General features: G+C 59.5%; 16 protein-coding genes. 8 read left to right on the forward strand and 8 right to left on the reverse strand.

Translation table 11 applies throughout. The annotated features are described in order from the left end of the window. Positions 1–29: 29 nt before the first annotated feature. The gene (locus JFT81_RS12060) at positions 30–1,448 is read right to left on the reverse strand and encodes an amino acid permease (RefSeq protein ID WP_201227480.1); all 1,419 of its coding nucleotides are present in this window, start codon (positions 1,446–1,448) and stop codon (positions 30–32) included. Positions 1,449–2,375: 927 nt separating this feature from the next. On the opposite strand from JFT81_RS12060, the gene JFT81_RS12065 reads away from it, so the two are divergent. Both JFT81_RS12065 and JFT81_RS12070 read left to right on the forward strand, forming a co-directional pair. Then, positions 2,376–2,513 (forward strand): hypothetical protein, encoded by a 138-nt coding sequence (locus tag JFT81_RS12065; protein WP_003222780.1) that lies wholly within the window; start codon positions 2,376–2,378, stop codon positions 2,511–2,513. 70 nt (positions 2,514–2,583) lie between these two features. After that, on the forward strand, positions 2,584–3,549 hold the full coding sequence (locus tag JFT81_RS12070) for a leucyl aminopeptidase (protein WP_201227481.1): 966 nt from the start codon (positions 2,584–2,586) through the stop codon (positions 3,547–3,549). Between the two features lie 197 nt (positions 3,550–3,746). Here JFT81_RS12070 and rluB read toward each other — a convergent pair whose 3' ends face one another. The 6 genes from rluB to JFT81_RS12100 form a co-directional block, all read right to left on the reverse strand. Continuing rightward, the gene (gene rluB, locus JFT81_RS12075) at positions 3,747–4,967 is read right to left on the reverse strand and encodes a 23S rRNA pseudouridine(2605) synthase RluB (RefSeq protein WP_201227482.1); all 1,221 of its coding nucleotides are present in this window, start codon (positions 4,965–4,967) and stop codon (positions 3,747–3,749) included. Positions 4,968–5,121: 154 nt separating this feature from the next. Beyond that, on the reverse strand, positions 5,122–5,313 hold the full coding sequence (locus tag JFT81_RS12080) for a DUF1289 domain-containing protein (RefSeq protein ID WP_201227483.1): 192 nt from the start codon (positions 5,311–5,313) through the stop codon (positions 5,122–5,124). 129 nt (positions 5,314–5,442) lie between these two features. Next, positions 5,443–6,432, reverse strand: coding sequence for an SMC-Scp complex subunit ScpB (scpB, locus tag JFT81_RS12085; RefSeq protein ID WP_201227484.1), 990 nt, complete (start codon positions 6,430–6,432; stop codon positions 5,443–5,445). 11 nt (positions 6,433–6,443) lie between these two features. Continuing rightward, positions 6,444–7,142: a ScpA family protein gene (locus JFT81_RS12090; RefSeq protein WP_177431432.1), complete on the reverse strand. Its 699-nt coding sequence runs from the start codon at positions 7,140–7,142 to the stop codon at positions 6,444–6,446. A gap of 123 nt (positions 7,143–7,265) precedes the next feature. Next, positions 7,266–7,895, reverse strand: a complete 630-nt coding sequence (locus JFT81_RS12095; protein WP_126361175.1) for an L-threonylcarbamoyladenylate synthase — start codon at positions 7,893–7,895, stop codon at positions 7,266–7,268. 13 nt (positions 7,896–7,908) lie between these two features. After that, the gene (locus JFT81_RS12100; protein WP_201227485.1) at positions 7,909–8,772 is read right to left on the reverse strand and encodes a PHP domain-containing protein; all 864 of its coding nucleotides are present in this window, start codon (positions 8,770–8,772) and stop codon (positions 7,909–7,911) included. An 87-nt stretch (positions 8,773–8,859) separates the two neighbouring features. Between JFT81_RS12100 and JFT81_RS12105 the strand changes: the two genes are divergently transcribed. The 6 genes from JFT81_RS12105 to JFT81_RS12130 all read left to right on the forward strand — a co-directional run bounded on the left by JFT81_RS12105 (position 8,860) and on the right by JFT81_RS12130 (position 13,492). Continuing rightward, positions 8,860–9,459 carry a septation protein A gene (locus JFT81_RS12105; protein ID WP_201227486.1) on the forward strand — a complete coding sequence of 200 codons (600 nt, stop codon included), beginning with the start codon at positions 8,860–8,862 and terminating at the stop codon, positions 9,457–9,459. A 1-nt stretch (position 9,460) separates the two neighbouring features. Next, positions 9,461–9,760, forward strand: a complete 300-nt coding sequence (locus JFT81_RS12110; protein ID WP_201227487.1) for a YciI family protein — start codon at positions 9,461–9,463, stop codon at positions 9,758–9,760. Between the two features lie 376 nt (positions 9,761–10,136). Continuing rightward, entirely contained in the window at positions 10,137–10,547 is a 411-nt protein-coding gene (locus tag JFT81_RS12115) for a hypothetical protein (RefSeq protein ID WP_008088823.1), read from the forward strand. Positions 10,548–10,554: 7 nt separating this feature from the next. Continuing rightward, complete coding sequence (locus JFT81_RS12120; protein WP_201227488.1) at positions 10,555–11,232, forward strand: response regulator transcription factor; 678 nt, start codon at positions 10,555–10,557, stop codon at positions 11,230–11,232. Positions 11,233–11,477: 245 nt separating this feature from the next. Beyond that, a complete protein-coding gene (locus JFT81_RS12125) occupies positions 11,478–11,927 on the forward strand; it encodes a Spy/CpxP family protein refolding chaperone (RefSeq protein ID WP_201227489.1) in 450 nt (149 codons plus the stop codon). Between the two features lie 224 nt (positions 11,928–12,151). After that, the gene (locus tag JFT81_RS12130; protein ID WP_201227490.1) at positions 12,152–13,492 is read left to right on the forward strand and encodes a HAMP domain-containing sensor histidine kinase; all 1,341 of its coding nucleotides are present in this window, start codon (positions 12,152–12,154) and stop codon (positions 13,490–13,492) included. Between the two features lie 36 nt (positions 13,493–13,528). Here the strand turns inward: JFT81_RS12130 and JFT81_RS12135 are convergent, their stop codons facing one another. Further along, the gene (locus JFT81_RS12135) at positions 13,529–14,095 is read right to left on the reverse strand and encodes a nitroreductase family protein (RefSeq protein ID WP_201227491.1); all 567 of its coding nucleotides are present in this window, start codon (positions 14,093–14,095) and stop codon (positions 13,529–13,531) included. Positions 14,096–14,210 lie beyond the last annotated feature (115 nt).

A 14,210-nucleotide genomic window follows, 5' to 3' on the forward strand; every position in this document is an offset into this window, starting at 1 on the left:
GGCCGGGTTTCTTGTTTGTGCGTTAACGCTTACTTGGCAACACCTGCCGCGTGCACGGCTTGCTGCGCACCGCGCTTGTTCTTGATCACGTAGCAGACCCACATGAACACGACCCACAGCGGAATCGCATACACCGAGATCTGGATGCCCGGGATCAGCAGCATCACACCCAGGATGAACGCCACGAACGCCAGGCAGACGTAGTTGCCATACGGATACCACAGGGCCTTGAACAGCGGCGTCTGCTGCGTCTTGTTCATGTGCTGACGGAACTTGAAGTGCGAGAAGCTGATCATCGCCCAGTTGATCACCAGGGTCGCGACCACCAGCGACATCAGCAACTCAAGCGCGTGCTGCGGCATCAGGTAGTTGAGCAACACGGCAACCAGCGTTACCGCTGCGGAGGCCAGAATCGAACGCACCGGCACGCCGCGCTTGTCGATCTTCGCCAGACCTTTCGGCGCATCGCCCTGCTCGGCCATGCCCAGCAACATGCGGCTGTTGCAGTAGGTGCCACTGTTGTACACCGACAACGCCGCGGTCAGCACCACGAAGTTGAGGATGTGCGCGGCGGTGTTGCTGCCGAGCATCGAGAACACTTGCACGAACGGGCTGCCGCTGTAGGAATCGCCGGAAGCGTTGAGGGTTTCCAGCAGGCTGTCCCATGGGGTCAGCGACAGCAGAATTACCAGAGCGCCGATGTAGAAAATCAGGATCCGGTAGATGACCTGATTGATCGCTTTCGGGATCACGGTTTTCGGCTTGTCGGCTTCCGCTGCGGTGAAACCGAGCATTTCCAGGCCGCCGAAGGAGAACATGATGATCGCCATGGCCATCACCAGCCCGCTGACGCCGTTGGGGAAGAATCCACCGTGCGACCACAGGTTGCTCACCGAGGCTTGCGGGCCACCGTTGCCGCTGACCAGCAGGTAGCTGCCCAGCGCAATCATGCCGACAATCGCCACGACCTTGATGATCGCGAACCAGAATTCGGCTTCACCGAAGACTTTGACGTTAGCCAGGTTGATCGCGTTGATCAGCACAAAGAAAGCCGCCGCGGATACCCAGGTCGGGATGTCCGGCGCCCAGTAGTGAATGTACTTGCCGACTGCGGTCAGCTCGGACATGCCCACCAGAATGTACAGAATCCAGCAGTTCCAGCCCGACAGGAAGCCAGCGAAGCCGCCCCAATACTTGTGCGCGAAATGGCTGAAGGAACCGGCCACCGGCTCTTCGACGATCATTTCGCCGAGCTGGCGCATGATCATGAAGGCGATGAAGCCGCAGATGGCGTAGCCGAGGATCATCGACGGGCCGGCGGATTTCAGCACCCCGGCCGAGCCGAGGAACAATCCGGTACCGATCGCGCCACCGAGGGCGATCAGTTGAATGTGGCGATTTTTCAGGCCGCGTTTCAGCTCGCCTGATTGCGAGGGTTGTCCACTCATGAAAAAGGTCTCACGCAAGGTTTGATGATGTTCAGTAGACGTTGCTGCAAGGTTGCGATTTCAAGCAGCCCCGATCAAACCCCAGCGCAGGCACCAGGAGTTCAGCTTATTTACAACGGTCATGCGTCACCTGTTTGTTTTTATCTGTGACGAAATCGAACCCGACACGCTTGTGACGCGGCGGAGTGAACAAGGCAGATAGCCTTGAGATTTGCGCGATTACGCAGAGGGTCACAGTTAAAACGCGGCGCATTGTACACCGCTAACCCCCTGCTGCCAGACCCCGCTGGATCAGCGTGTCGGTTGCCGGGATTGCGTGTGTCCGCCTCGAGAGGTTCGAGCGGCTGCAAAATTTGAGTCAGGCCTTTGCAGGCCATCGACGGGGACGAGGAAAAAACCGTCCCACGGAGAGAAGTGGAGATCAGTCACGGCGTTCATTGCGCCTCCTTCTTGTTATGCGCCTGCACGACAGGCATGAGGCGCATCTCACCCTTCAAACGACTCTGAAACAAGCGCGCTAGAGCCCTGCGCAGCGCCTGACCCGACGGGCTTCGGCAGCTTTTCCTTACACCCTCGGTGGACTCGGCCATTCACTGGCCTTTGACGTGATTTTCGTAAATATTTCTTTACGCGGCGTAACGTTAAATTGCCGTTCGAGAAATTTCTGTAGGACGTCTGCAAATTGACGGTCGCTAGCTGGCTAATGAAATAACCCATTTAGTTTTATGTTTTTAAATAAGAAAAACACGCGTTGAAAACAGAATAAAAAGTCTATTTAAAAATTAAATAAATAATTTTTTGCATAACAAAAAACCCTCAACTAGGTTCTCCACGTCTCGTCGGCCATCTGACCGGCCAGTCACAGCGCTACTCGAATATGAGCGCGCGACGCTTTGATAACCGTGAAAGTCATCTAGGAGATCGACCATGCAAGCACTGGAAAAAGACTTGGATACCGAGCTGCAACTGGACGAATGGTTTGAAGCACCGACCCACGAAGCCGCCGTGGAAATGATGCAAGCTGATGCGGTCGTTCCGTTCGGCACGGCGATGTGGCCTCTGTAAGACATCCCGGACAGGCACGATCCGGCCGGTCGTGCCTGCCGCTTTTTTCTCGGTCAGTCAGGGAGGACTCATGGATAAGCCCCGCGCGATCTCGCATTTCCTTTACTACCTCGAACATCACCCTGCCCTCGCCGGTCTCGAATCGGCGCAGGTATTGCTCGGCCACACTGCCGATTACGAGGCATTGACGGGCGCTATCGCCGAACAGGCTGGCGACCATCCCCGCTTCCAATTCAGCGCACGGCGCCTGGATCTGGAAAGCACCGCAGCGCTGACGGCGGCAATTACCGACAGCGATCTGTACATTTTCTTCTACGACTCTTCCACCCTGCCCCACCCACGTCCCGACGGCCCGGAGTTCGTCCGTGCGCTGCAAGCGGTGATGGCGGAAAACTGGAAGAAGTCGCTGCTGTTCAAGGATTACGGCGATTATTTCTACGATACGTTCAGTGTCACCCCGCAACGCATCGCGGGCTTGAACAGCCATTTGATTCAGCGCATGTCTCAGGCGACGACGCTGAGTTTCAAAGATGATGAGGGCTCATGGTTCGAAACGCCGTTGAGCAGCATCAAAAAGTGGACGGATATCAATGGCGTCGGCAACTTCGACCTGGCGCCCGGTGAAATCGCCACCCACAGTGAAGAAATCAATGGCCATGTGAGGTTCAAGGGCACCTTCCTCAGCACCATTCCGTTTGCACGCAAATATGGCGTACTCGAATCACCGCTGGAGTTGTGGATCGAGAACTCGACCATCAGCCGCATCGCCACGGATGTGCCGGGGCTGGAGCATGATTTCAACAGGTACCTGGACGCCAATCCGTCGAACCGGCGGATTGAGGAACTGGGGATTGGCACCAATGAAGGCGTGAAGGATCTTTATGCGCGCAATGCCGGGTTTGAGGAGCGCCATTGTGGGTTGCATCTGGGGCTTGGGGGCGGGGCCAAGGGCAGTCATCACCTGGACCTGATCTTCTCGGGCGGAGTGTTGGCGCTGGATGACAAGCCGTTGTTTGACGGACGGTTTGTGTTCTGAGCGACTGGCGCCTTCGCGAGCAAGCTCGCTCCCACAGGGGGATTGTGTACGACACAGATTCAATGTGGGAGCGAGCCCGCTCGCGAAGAGGCCGGATCGGGCAACACAAATCTTCTGGCAGACGAAAAAAAACGCCAACCCTGCGGTTGGCGTTTCTGCTTTGTCTTGAAGCTTGTCGCTAGAAGCTCACAGCTGCCTTATTCCGGCTTTTTGCGACCGAAACCTGGACGCTGACCGGAACCTGCCGGTGCACCGCGGCGCTTGCCCGACGGCTTGTCACCGTCGACCAGTTTGATGCCCGGACGCTTCGGCGCAGGCTTGGCCGGACGCTTGTTGGTAGTGTCCGCTGGACGATCCGCCACTGGCGTACCACGACCGGCAGGAGCCCCACGTTCGCCACGCTCAGTGCGACCGTTGGCCGGACGCGGAGCGCGCTCGCCGTCACGGGCGACTGGCTTGCGACCTGGGCGCTCGCCTTCGATCTGCGGCTCACGGCTCGGACGAGGGCCAGTCGGCGCGCCAGCGGCTGGACGCAGCGTGCGTACGCGCTCGGTCTTGCCCATCGGACGCGACGATTTACGCTGCATACGCTCAAGTTTGTCTTTGCTCTTGGCGTTCAGTTGCGGCATTGCCACCGGCGTCAGGCCGACTTCAGCACTCAGAATGTCGACTTCGTACTGGCTCATTTCGCGCCAGCGGCCCATCGGCAGGTCAGAATTGAGGAACACCGGACCGAAACGCACGCGCTTCAGACGGCTGACCACCAGACCTTGCGATTCCCACAGACGACGAACCTCACGGTTACGACCTTCCATCACCACGCAGTGATACCAGTGGTTGAAGCCTTCGCCACCCGGTGCCTGTTTGATGTCGGTGAACTTCGCCGGGCCGTCTTCCAGCACGACGCCGGCCTTCAGGCGCTCGATCATTTCGTCGTCGACTTCACCGCGTACGCGCACGGCGTATTCACGGTCCATCTCGTAGGACGGGTGCATCAGTCGGTTGGCCAGCTCACCGTCGGTGGTGAACATCAGCAAGCCAGTGGTGTTGATGTCGAGACGACCGATGTTGATCCAGCGGCCTTCTTTCGGACGCGGCAGCTTGTCGAACACGGTCGGACGGCCTTCCGGGTCGTCACGGGTGCAGATCTCGCCATCGGGTTTGTTGTACATGATCACGCGGCGGACCGATTCGGCAGCCTCTTCGCGCTTGATCACCTTGCCATCAATGGTGATGGCGTCGTGCATGTCAACGCGCAGACCGAGGGTGGCGTCTTTGCCATTGACCTTGATCCGGCCCTGGCTGATCCAGGACTCCACGTCACGGCGCGAGCCAACGCCGATACGGGCGAGGACTTTCTGCAGTTTTTCGCCTGCTGGGCCGATTTCCTGGTCGTCTTTCTGATTGATGTCACTCATCTGGGCACCTCCCGGTGTGGTCTGTTCAACCGCCCGGAGTTGGGCGCCTGAAGCATAAAAATCTGGGTTCTTCGCCGAAGGGATCAGCAAAGGGTCGCGAATCATACGCGGATGTGAGCCGTCGCGCATCAGAGACTAGTCGATCACAACACGGTTATTTCTTTTTCCGCCGACCGGCGCCGCCGAGTTTGATCAGGCGCAGTGCAGCTTCGGCCAGCACGGTGCGCTTGTCGTCCTTGTCGAGTTTCTTCCAGGCTTTGATTTCGCGTTTACTGCGGCCGCAACCGACGCAGATGTCGTCGGTGAATTTGCAGACGCTGATGCACGGGTCTTTTGTTGAGCTCATACCTATCCTTCAACACAATTCCTGTAGGAGCTGAGCTTGCTCGCGAAAGCGCTGTGTCAGTCACATTCATGGTGTCTGACACTCCGCTTTCGCGAGCAAGCTCAGCTCCTACAAAAGAATGAGCAGCGGTCAGTCTTCGAATTCGCGGCGTTCGGCTTCGATGGCTTCGGCCAGGGCGCGGGCTTCGGCTTCTTCTTCGCTCAGTTCGGGTTCTGGCGCGGATTGTTCGAGGGCGGCGACAGCAGCCAACAGCTTTTCGCGGGCTTCGGCGACGCCAAGAATGTCCTCTTCCGGTTCGGCTTCTGGCTCGGCTTCAAGTTCAACTTCGATGGTTGGCTCGGCGATCTGTGGTTCAGACTCAGTCTCGATTTCTGCTTCAACCGTCGGTGCCTCGCCATCGGCGGCATCACGCAGCAAATCGTCGAAGTCGGTCTTGATCCCCTCTTCCATGCTGTCCAATTCGAGCAGCAACGTATGGAAACTGGTCTCTTCCTTCTCCTCTTCCGGCTCGGCGCTGGCGTCGACCCGTTCCTGCAAGCTCTGCGGCACCGGGGCGTCGTCGAAATCGAGCACCGGATCGGTTTCCATTTCGCGCAGTTCGGCCAGCGGCGGCAGGTCTTCAAGGTTCTTCAGGTTGAAGTGATCGAGAAATGCTTTGGTGGTAGCGAACATCGCCGGTTTGCCCGGCACGTCGCGATAGCCGACGACGCGAATCCACTCGCGTTCCAGCAAGGTTTTGACGATGTTGCTGTTGACCGCCACACCGCGCACGTCTTCGATCTCGCCGCGGGTGATCGGTTGGCGATAAGCGATCAACGCGATGGTTTCCAGCATCGCACGGGAATAACGCTGCGGACGCTCCTCCCAGAGTCGGCCGACCCACGGCGAAAATTTCTCGCGGATCTGCAAACGGTAGCCCGACGAGACTTCCTTGAGCTCGAACGCGCGGCCCTCGCAGGATTTGCCCAAGAGGGCCAGGGCTTTTTTGAAGACCGCAGGCTCGGGCCGTTCGCCTTCTTCGAACAGTTCAAAGAGGCGTTCCAGGGATTGCGGCTTTCCCGAGGCCAACAGAAAGGCTTCTAGCAGGGGCGCCAGCTCGCGGGGTTCAGTCAGGTTCATGTTTCGACTCGTTATTCGGCTCGGGCTCGCACGTGGATCGCGGCGAACGGCTCATTCTGCACCAGCTCGACCAAGGATTCCTTGACCAGTTCAAGGATCGCCATAAAGGTCACCACCACACCCAAGCGACCCTCTTCGGCGGTAAACAGCTCGACGAACGGTACAAAACCGCCGCCCTTGAGCCGCTCCAGCACATCGCTCATGCGTTCGCGGGTAGACAGCGCCTCACGGCTGACCTGGTGGCTTTCAAACATGTCACCACGGCGCAGCACTTCGGCCATGCACATCAAAATCTCTTCCAGCGCGACATCCGGCAACAGCTTGCGCGCACGGGCTTCAGGCGCGTCGAGTTTGGGCACGACCACGTCGCGACCAACCCGGCTCAGGCCATCGATACCTTCGGCGGCCGCCTTGAAACGCTCGTATTCCTGCAAGCGGCGGATCAGTTCGGCGCGCGGGTCATCCTCTTCGTCTTCGACGGTTTCGGCCCGTGGCAGGAGCATGCGCGACTTGATCTCGGCGAGCATCGCGGCCATCACCAGGTACTCGGCGGCGAGTTCCAGGCGCACCGACTGCATCAACTCGACATACCCCATGTACTGGCGGGTGATTTCCGCCACCGGGATGTCGAGGATGTTGATGTTCTGTTTGCGGATCAGGTACAGCAGCAGGTCGAGCGGGCCTTCAAAGGCCTCAAGGAAAACTTCCAGCGCATCCGGCGGGATGTACAGATCGAGCGGCATTTCCATGACCGCCTGGCCGTAGACCATGGCAAACGGCAGCTCCTGCTGGGCGCCGGCCTGGGGATCGACAACGGTTTCCACTGCGGACATTCAGGCCTCGACCATGAACGGCGTCGGATCGCCACAACCGACGCGAACCACTTCCGGATCGTCGCCGGTCAGGTCGACTACCGTGGAGGCTTTGATGCCACCGAAACCGCCGTCGATGATCAAGTCCACCTGGTGTTCAAGCAACTGGCGCATTTCGTATGGATCGCTCAACGGATCTTCATCACCCGGCATGATCAGCGTGACGCTCATCAGCGGCTCGCCCAGCTCTGCCAACAACGCCAGCGCAATCGGATGGCTGGGCACACGCAGGCCGATGGTGCGCTTCTTCGGATGCAGCAGCAGGCGCGGCACTTCGCGGGTGGCGTTGAGAATGAAGGTGTACGGCCCCGGCAGATGCGCCTTGAGAATGCGGAAGGTGCCGGTGTCGATCTTGGCGTAGTTGCCCAGTTGGGAGAGGTCACTGCAGATCAGCGCGAAGTTGTGCTTTTCATCGAGCTGGCGCAGGCGTCGCACGCGCTCGATCGCGGTCTTGTCGCCGATCTGGCAACCGATGGCGTAGGAAGAGTCCGTGGGATAAACCACCACCCCGCCCTTGCGGATGATCTCGACCGCCTGCTTTATCAGGCGCGCTTGTGGGTTCTCCGGATGTATCTGGAAAAATTGACTCACATTTTCTACCTGTTCAGACGGCGGTAATATCTGTGTCATGTTTGAACCGACACCACAGGGGTGGAAGGTCCTCGGGAACCGGCCGGTACTGGCCGATCTCGGACCAGCCGCCAGGGCCATGGAAGTCACTGCCGGCAGTGACCAGCAGACCGAACTCACGGGCAAGGATCGCCAGGCTGCCGACCTGTTCCGCAGGCTGATGGCCATTGACCACCTCGATTGCATGCCCGCCCGCTTGAATATAGTCGGCAATCAGCTTTCGGCGCTTGCTGCGGGTGAAATCGTAGTGCCATGGATGCGCCAGGCTGACCCAGGCGTTGGCGGCACGCAGCGTGCCGACGGTGTCTTCAAGTGTCGGCCAGTGCAACTTGACGTCGCCCAGCTTGCCGGCGCCCAGCCACTTGCGGAACGCCTCGGCGCGATCCTTGACGAAACCTTCACGCACCATCCAGTCGGCGAAATGCGGACGGGCCGGCGCGTTGCCGCTATCGCCCAGTTCCTGCTGGATTTTGCGGGAGCCGTCGAGGGCGCCGGGCATGCCTTTGAGGGCGAGCTTGCGGCTTATTTCTTCCGACCGCAGCCAGCGGCCATCGTGCAATTTGGCGATGGCCTCGACCAACGGCGCGGCGTTGACGTCGAAGCCGTAACCCAGCACATGAATGGTCGCGCCGCCCCAGGTGCAGGACAACTCGACGCCGTTGACCAGTTGCATGCCCAGTTCATTGGCGGCCGTGCGTGCTTCGGCGAGGCCTTCGAGGGTGTCGTGGTCGGTCAACGACAGGACTCGCACGCCGTTTTCGAACGCACGCGCAACCAGAACCGCAGGCGCCAGGGCGCCATCGGAGGCCGTGCTATGGCAGTGCAAATCAACATTCACGGGGAGTTGTAACCTCAAATCAGCTGGCGCTATCGCGCGCCCATATGTTTGTTATTATGCCGCCACATCCAGCTTCTGGCTCTCACTGTGAAACAATTCATCGATTTCATCCCGCTTCTGCTGTTCTTCATCGTTTACAAACTTGATCCACGGGTCGTTGACATCGCTGGCCATGAACTCACTGTAGGCGGTATTTACAGCGCCACCGCGATGCTGATCATCAGCTCCCTGGTGGTGTACGGCGTGCTCTTCATCAAACAGCGCAAGCTGGAAAAAAGCCAATGGCTGACCCTGATCGCCTGCCTCGTGTTCGGCAGCCTGACTCTGGCCTTCCACAGCGAGACTGTCCTGAAATGGAAAGCCCCGGTGGTCAACTGGCTGTTCGCGCTGGCCTTTATCGGCAGCCACTTCATCGGTGACCGCCTGCTGATCAAACGCATCATGGGCCACGCGCTGACCCTGCCAGATCCGGTCTGGACCCGCCTGAACATCGCCTGGATCGTTTTTTTCCTGTTCTGCGGCGCTGCCAACCTGTTCGTCGCCTTCACCTTCCAGAGCATCTGGGTCGACTTCAAGGTGTTCGGCAGCCTGGGCATGACCGTCGTGTTCCTGGTCGCACAGGGTATTTACCTGTCACGCCATCTGCATGATGCCGATAACACAACAACACCAAAAACCGAGGACTGACATGCTCTACGCAATCATTGCCACCGACGTCGCCAACTCACTGCAAGCACGCCTGGCCGCGCGCCCTGCGCATCTGGAACGCCTGCAAGCGCTCAAGGGCGAAGGCCGCATCGTATTGGCCGGCCCACACCCGGCCGTCGACAGCAATGATCCGGGCGCAGCGGGTTTCACTGGCAGCCTGATCGTTGCAGAGTTCGATTCCCTGAGCGCCGCTCAGGCCTGGGCTGATGCCGATCCGTACATCGCCGCGGGTGTGTATGCCAACGTGGTCGTCAAACCGTTCAAACAAGTCCTCCCTTAACCAAATTTGCAGTGTGCCAAGGGATTCATGTGACAAGCGGATTTTTGTGGTGATGGGATTTATGTAGTGATGGGATTTATGTGGCGAGGGGATTTATCCCCGTTGGGTCGCGCAGCGGCCCCAAAGCCATCCCATCCGGTATGCCTGACACACCACATGCTCCCATTTCAGGACTGCTACGCAGCCCAACGGGGCGGTGCGACGGTTCGCTAAATCCCCTCGCCACAGAATATTCATCAGCCACAAAATATCTGCCAGCCACCAACATCCCCTCCCGCGCACTGAACCTTCTCGCTTCTCACCCATCTCAATCGCTCATTATTCTCGTTTGCCTGCCGACAACCTGCCCAATATCCATTTGGAAGCAGGTGTCGCGATGCGCAAGGGTCCGTTGTGTCTGATGTTGGTCACGTTGTCGATCATGGCCCCCGCCCATGGTGAGGAAACCACCGAAGGCGGCAGCTCCACGCCATTGTCGTTAAGCGCCGGCAGCCAGATCACCGAGTTGCAGCAGCGCCTGAAAGCGAGCGAGCAGCAGCGGGAAGAGTTGAGCAAACAACTGCAAAGTGCCGACACTGCGCGCGAAAGCGCACAGCTTGCCCGGTTGCGCCAAGAGAACCAGCGCCTCAAGCTGCAACTCAAGGAAGCCCAGGCGAGTCCCCTGCCGCGTCTGTTGACCGATCAACAGCAGTGGTTCGTCACGGGAGCCGGAGTAGCGCTATTGGCGCTGCTCTGCGGTATCTTTGCCAGTGGAGCAAGCCGAAAACGTCGGCAATGGCTAAATTGAGTGAGTCATGAGCGAGCTGTTATTGATTGATGATGACCAGGAGTTGTGTGAACTCCTGAGTAGCTGGTTGAGCCAGGAAGGCTTCCAGGTGCGCGCCTGCCACGACGGTCAGAGCGCCCGCAAGGCGCTGGCCGAAACCGCCCCGGCGGCGGTGGTGCTGGACGTGATGCTGCCCGACGGCAGCGGTCTGGAACTGCTCAAGCAATTGCGTGCCGATCACGCCGACCTGCCAGTGCTGATGCTCTCGGCCCGTGGCGAGCCGCTGGATCGTATCCTCGGCCTGGAACTCGGCGCCGACGATTACCTGGCCAAACCGTGCGACCCGCGTGAACTGACCGCCCGCCTGCGCGCCGTGTTGCGCCGCAGTCACCCGGCTGCCGTCTCGACGCAGCTGGAACTGGGCGACTTGAGTTTCAGCCCGGTGCGTGGCGTGGTCAGCATCGACGAGAAAGAACTGACCCTCACCGTTTCCGAAAGCCGTCTGCTCGAGGCCCTGCTCAAACAGCCGGGCGAGCCGCTGGACAAACAGGAACTGGCGCAGATCGCCTTGGGCCGCAAGCTGACCCTGTACGACCGCAGCCTCGACATGCACGTCAGTAACCTGCGCAAAAAGATCGGCCCGCACCCGGACGGTCGCCCACGCATCGTCGCCCTGCGCAGCCGCGGTTACTACTACAGCCTCTGAGTTGCACGCATCCCCCCGGCCAACGGTGACGTCAATCAAAACGACGCCATGCGATCTTTTGATCTTGTTCGTTAAAAGCAAAATCAACAGATCGCAGCCTTCGGCAGCTCCTACATGGCATGTGTGTAAGGTTGGGCGCGAAGCGTCTTTACCCAAGCTTTACGTAGCGCTGACCGCCGCTGACCTTGATCTCCGTAATCTGAACTCATCCGGAACGTACCGGGAACGAGACAAGGAGATACACCATGCGCAAGACTCTTATCGCTCTGATGTTCGCTGCCGCTCTGCCAACCGTCGCCATGGCCATGCCGCAAGATGGCGGCCCGATGGGTGGCCCGATGGACGGCGCTCGCCACGGCGGTCAGATGCACGGCATGCACGGCAAAGGCCCGTACAGCCAACTCGACCTGTCCCACGAACAGCGCGAGCAGATCCGCAAGATCATGGGCGAGCAGATGCACGAGCGTAAGCAAGTGGTCGACAAGTACCTGGAAAAACTCTCGCCAGCCGACCAGAAAGCCCTGAAGGACGAGATGGCGGCCAACCACAAGAAAGCCGAATCCGATGTCCGCGCCGTGCTGAAACCGGATCAACAGAAGAAATTCGACGAGATCCAGAAGAAACAGGCTGAGCGTCGCGCCGAATGGGCCGAGTTCAAGGCGTGGAAAGCGCAACAGCCGCAAAAAGCGCAATAATGCAGTAACCCCGAACCCGACGGCCAACGCCGTCGGGTTTGCCTTTGTGGCGAGGGGATTTATCCCCGTTCGGCTGCGGAGCAGTCGCCAAATCATTGCATGCGATATTTCTGATGTTTCTCAATCGCAGGTTTTGGGGTCGCTGCGCGACCCAACGGGGATAAATCCCCTCGCCACAGGAGCCGCATCCAACATGGGCTTTTATGTTTGATTGAGGATTTTCTGTGCGTTCACTGTTCTGGCGTATTCTCGCGAGCTTCTGGCTGGCCATCGCATTGGTGGCCGGGTTGTCCATTTTGCTCGGGCACATGCTCAATCAGGACGCGTGGATTCTCAGCCGTCACCCGGGCCTCAACACCCTGGCCGCTGAATGGACGCAGTCCTACGAAGCCCAGGGCGAAGAAGCTGCCCAGGACATCCTCGAACAACGCAAACGCCAATATCACATCGACGTCCAGGTGCTCAACGAATCCGGCGATCCGGTGGTGCGCGGCACCTTCCCGCGCCGCGCCGCGGCGTTTGAAGCGCGGCAGAACAACGATGACCGTCGCCTGCCATGGCGGCGCCTGACCGACGAATTTACCAGCGACAAAACCGGCGACACCTACCTGTTCATCTACCGCATCCCACACCCGGAACTCGACGCCTGGCACCGCGAAAGCCTGCTTTGGCCGCTGAGTGCGCTGGGCATTGCGCTGGTGGTGCTGACGTTGTTCAGCTTGTTGGTGACCTTCTCCATCACCCGTCCGCTCAGCCGATTACGCGGCGCGGTGCATGATTTGGGACAAGCCACGTATCAACAGAACAGCCTGGCGAAACTGGCCAATCGTCGTGATGAGTTCGGCGTGCTCGCCACCGATTTCAATCGTATGGGCGCACGCCTGCAAAGTTTGATCGGCAGCCAACGGCAACTGCTGCGCGATGTTTCCCATGAGCTGCGCTCACCGTTGGCGCGGCTGCGTATTGCTTTGGCGCTGGCCGAGCGGGCCAACCCTGAGGAGCGTGAGAAACTCTGGCCACGGCTGACTCGCGAGTGCGATCGGCTGGAAGCGTTGATCAGCGAAATTCTGGTGCTGGCGCGGGTCGATGCCGATAACGCCAGCGCTGAAGACGTAGACCTGAATGCGCTGCTCGGCACGCTGCAGAAGGATGCGCAACTGGGCTCACCGGAGCAGACCGTCCGCCTGGACGCCGAACCCCAGCTGAACCTCAAGGGCTGGCCGACGATGATTGAACGAGCCGTCGACAACCTGCTACGCAATGCCCAGCGCTTCAACCCTGACGGTCAGGCGATTGAAATGCGGGCTTCCCGTCAGGGTGAAAAAATCACTGTGAGCGTGCGCGACCATGGACCGGGCGTGCAGGCAGAGCATTTGAGCCAGTTGGGCGAGCCGTTTTATCGTGCGCCGGGGCAGACGGCGGCGGGGCATGGTTTGGGTCTGGCGATTGCCCGCCGAGCGGCGGAACGGCATGGCGGGAGTCTGACGCTGGCCAATCATCCGCAGGGCGGATTTATCGCCAGCCTCGAATTGCCGCTCATACCGGGAGCTATCGTTCAACCCTGAAACCTCATCCACCGACAATAATGTAGGTAGGCGGTGTCAGGGCTTGGCGGGCCAGGCGCTGACGAACTCGGTCAGATCAACCTTTTCCGCCACACGCGGTTCTTTCTGTGGCGTGCCGAGGTAGAGGAATGCAATCACCTCTTCGCCCTCTGCCAGACCCAAGCCTTTGGCCACATGCTTCGAGTAAGCCAGATCACCGGTACGCCACACCGCACCAATCCCCTGCGCATACGCCGCCAGCAAAATCCCGTGCGCCGCGCACCCGGCCGCGAGCAATTGCTCGGCCTTCGGATACTTCACGTGATCCTGCAGCCTGGCGACCACCACAACCACCAGCGGCGCACGCAGCGGGCCATTGCGCGCCTTGTCGATCATCGCTTCAGTGACTTCGCCTTCCTGTTGCTGCGCAGCTTCAGCGAGCAACTCGCCCATCTGCTCGCGCGCCGCGCCTTCAATGGTCAGGAAACGATACGGCTGCAAATGCCCGTGATCCGGCGCACGCAATGCAGCACCAAACAACGCTTCGCGCTGCTCGGCAGTGGGGGCCGGTTCGACCAGTCGTGGAACGGAAACACGGTTGAGCAACGCGTCGAGAGCCTGCATCGGCCACCTCCAGAGAAAAATGTGCGGCTATTCTAGCGGTATCTGCCCACAGGATGCCGGTTTACATGCCCTGCCCCACGGGTAGAATGGCGCCCTTCCTACATCAGCCCGAGCG

It is taken from the genome of Pseudomonas sp. TH43 (assembly GCF_016650635.1).
GTDB lineage: Bacteria > Pseudomonadota > Gammaproteobacteria > Pseudomonadales > Pseudomonadaceae > Aquipseudomonas.

Coding starts and splice junctions, on each gene's coding strand:
- JFT81_RS12060 (WP_201227480.1), bottom strand. CDS start 1,448: ATGAGTGGACAACCCTCGCAATCAGGCGAGCTGAAACGCGGCCTGAAA.
- JFT81_RS12065 (WP_003222780.1), top strand. CDS start 2,376: ATGCAAGCACTGGAAAAAGACTTGGATACCGAGCTGCAACTGGACGAA.
- JFT81_RS12070 (WP_201227481.1), top strand. CDS start 2,584: ATGGATAAGCCCCGCGCGATCTCGCATTTCCTTTACTACCTCGAACAT.
- rluB (WP_201227482.1), bottom strand. CDS start 4,967: ATGAGTGACATCAATCAGAAAGACGACCAGGAAATCGGCCCAGCAGGC.
- JFT81_RS12080 (WP_201227483.1), bottom strand. CDS start 5,313: ATGAGCTCAACAAAAGACCCGTGCATCAGCGTCTGCAAATTCACCGAC.
- scpB (WP_201227484.1), bottom strand. CDS start 6,432: ATGAACCTGACTGAACCCCGCGAGCTGGCGCCCCTGCTAGAAGCCTTT.
- JFT81_RS12110 (WP_201227487.1), top strand. CDS start 9,461: ATGCTCTACGCAATCATTGCCACCGACGTCGCCAACTCACTGCAAGCA.
- JFT81_RS12115 (WP_008088823.1), top strand. CDS start 10,137: ATGCGCAAGGGTCCGTTGTGTCTGATGTTGGTCACGTTGTCGATCATG.
- JFT81_RS12120 (WP_201227488.1), top strand. CDS start 10,555: ATGAGCGAGCTGTTATTGATTGATGATGACCAGGAGTTGTGTGAACTC.
- JFT81_RS12125 (WP_201227489.1), top strand. CDS start 11,478: ATGCGCAAGACTCTTATCGCTCTGATGTTCGCTGCCGCTCTGCCAACC.
- JFT81_RS12135 (WP_201227491.1), bottom strand. CDS start 14,095: ATGCAGGCTCTCGACGCGTTGCTCAACCGTGTTTCCGTTCCACGACTG.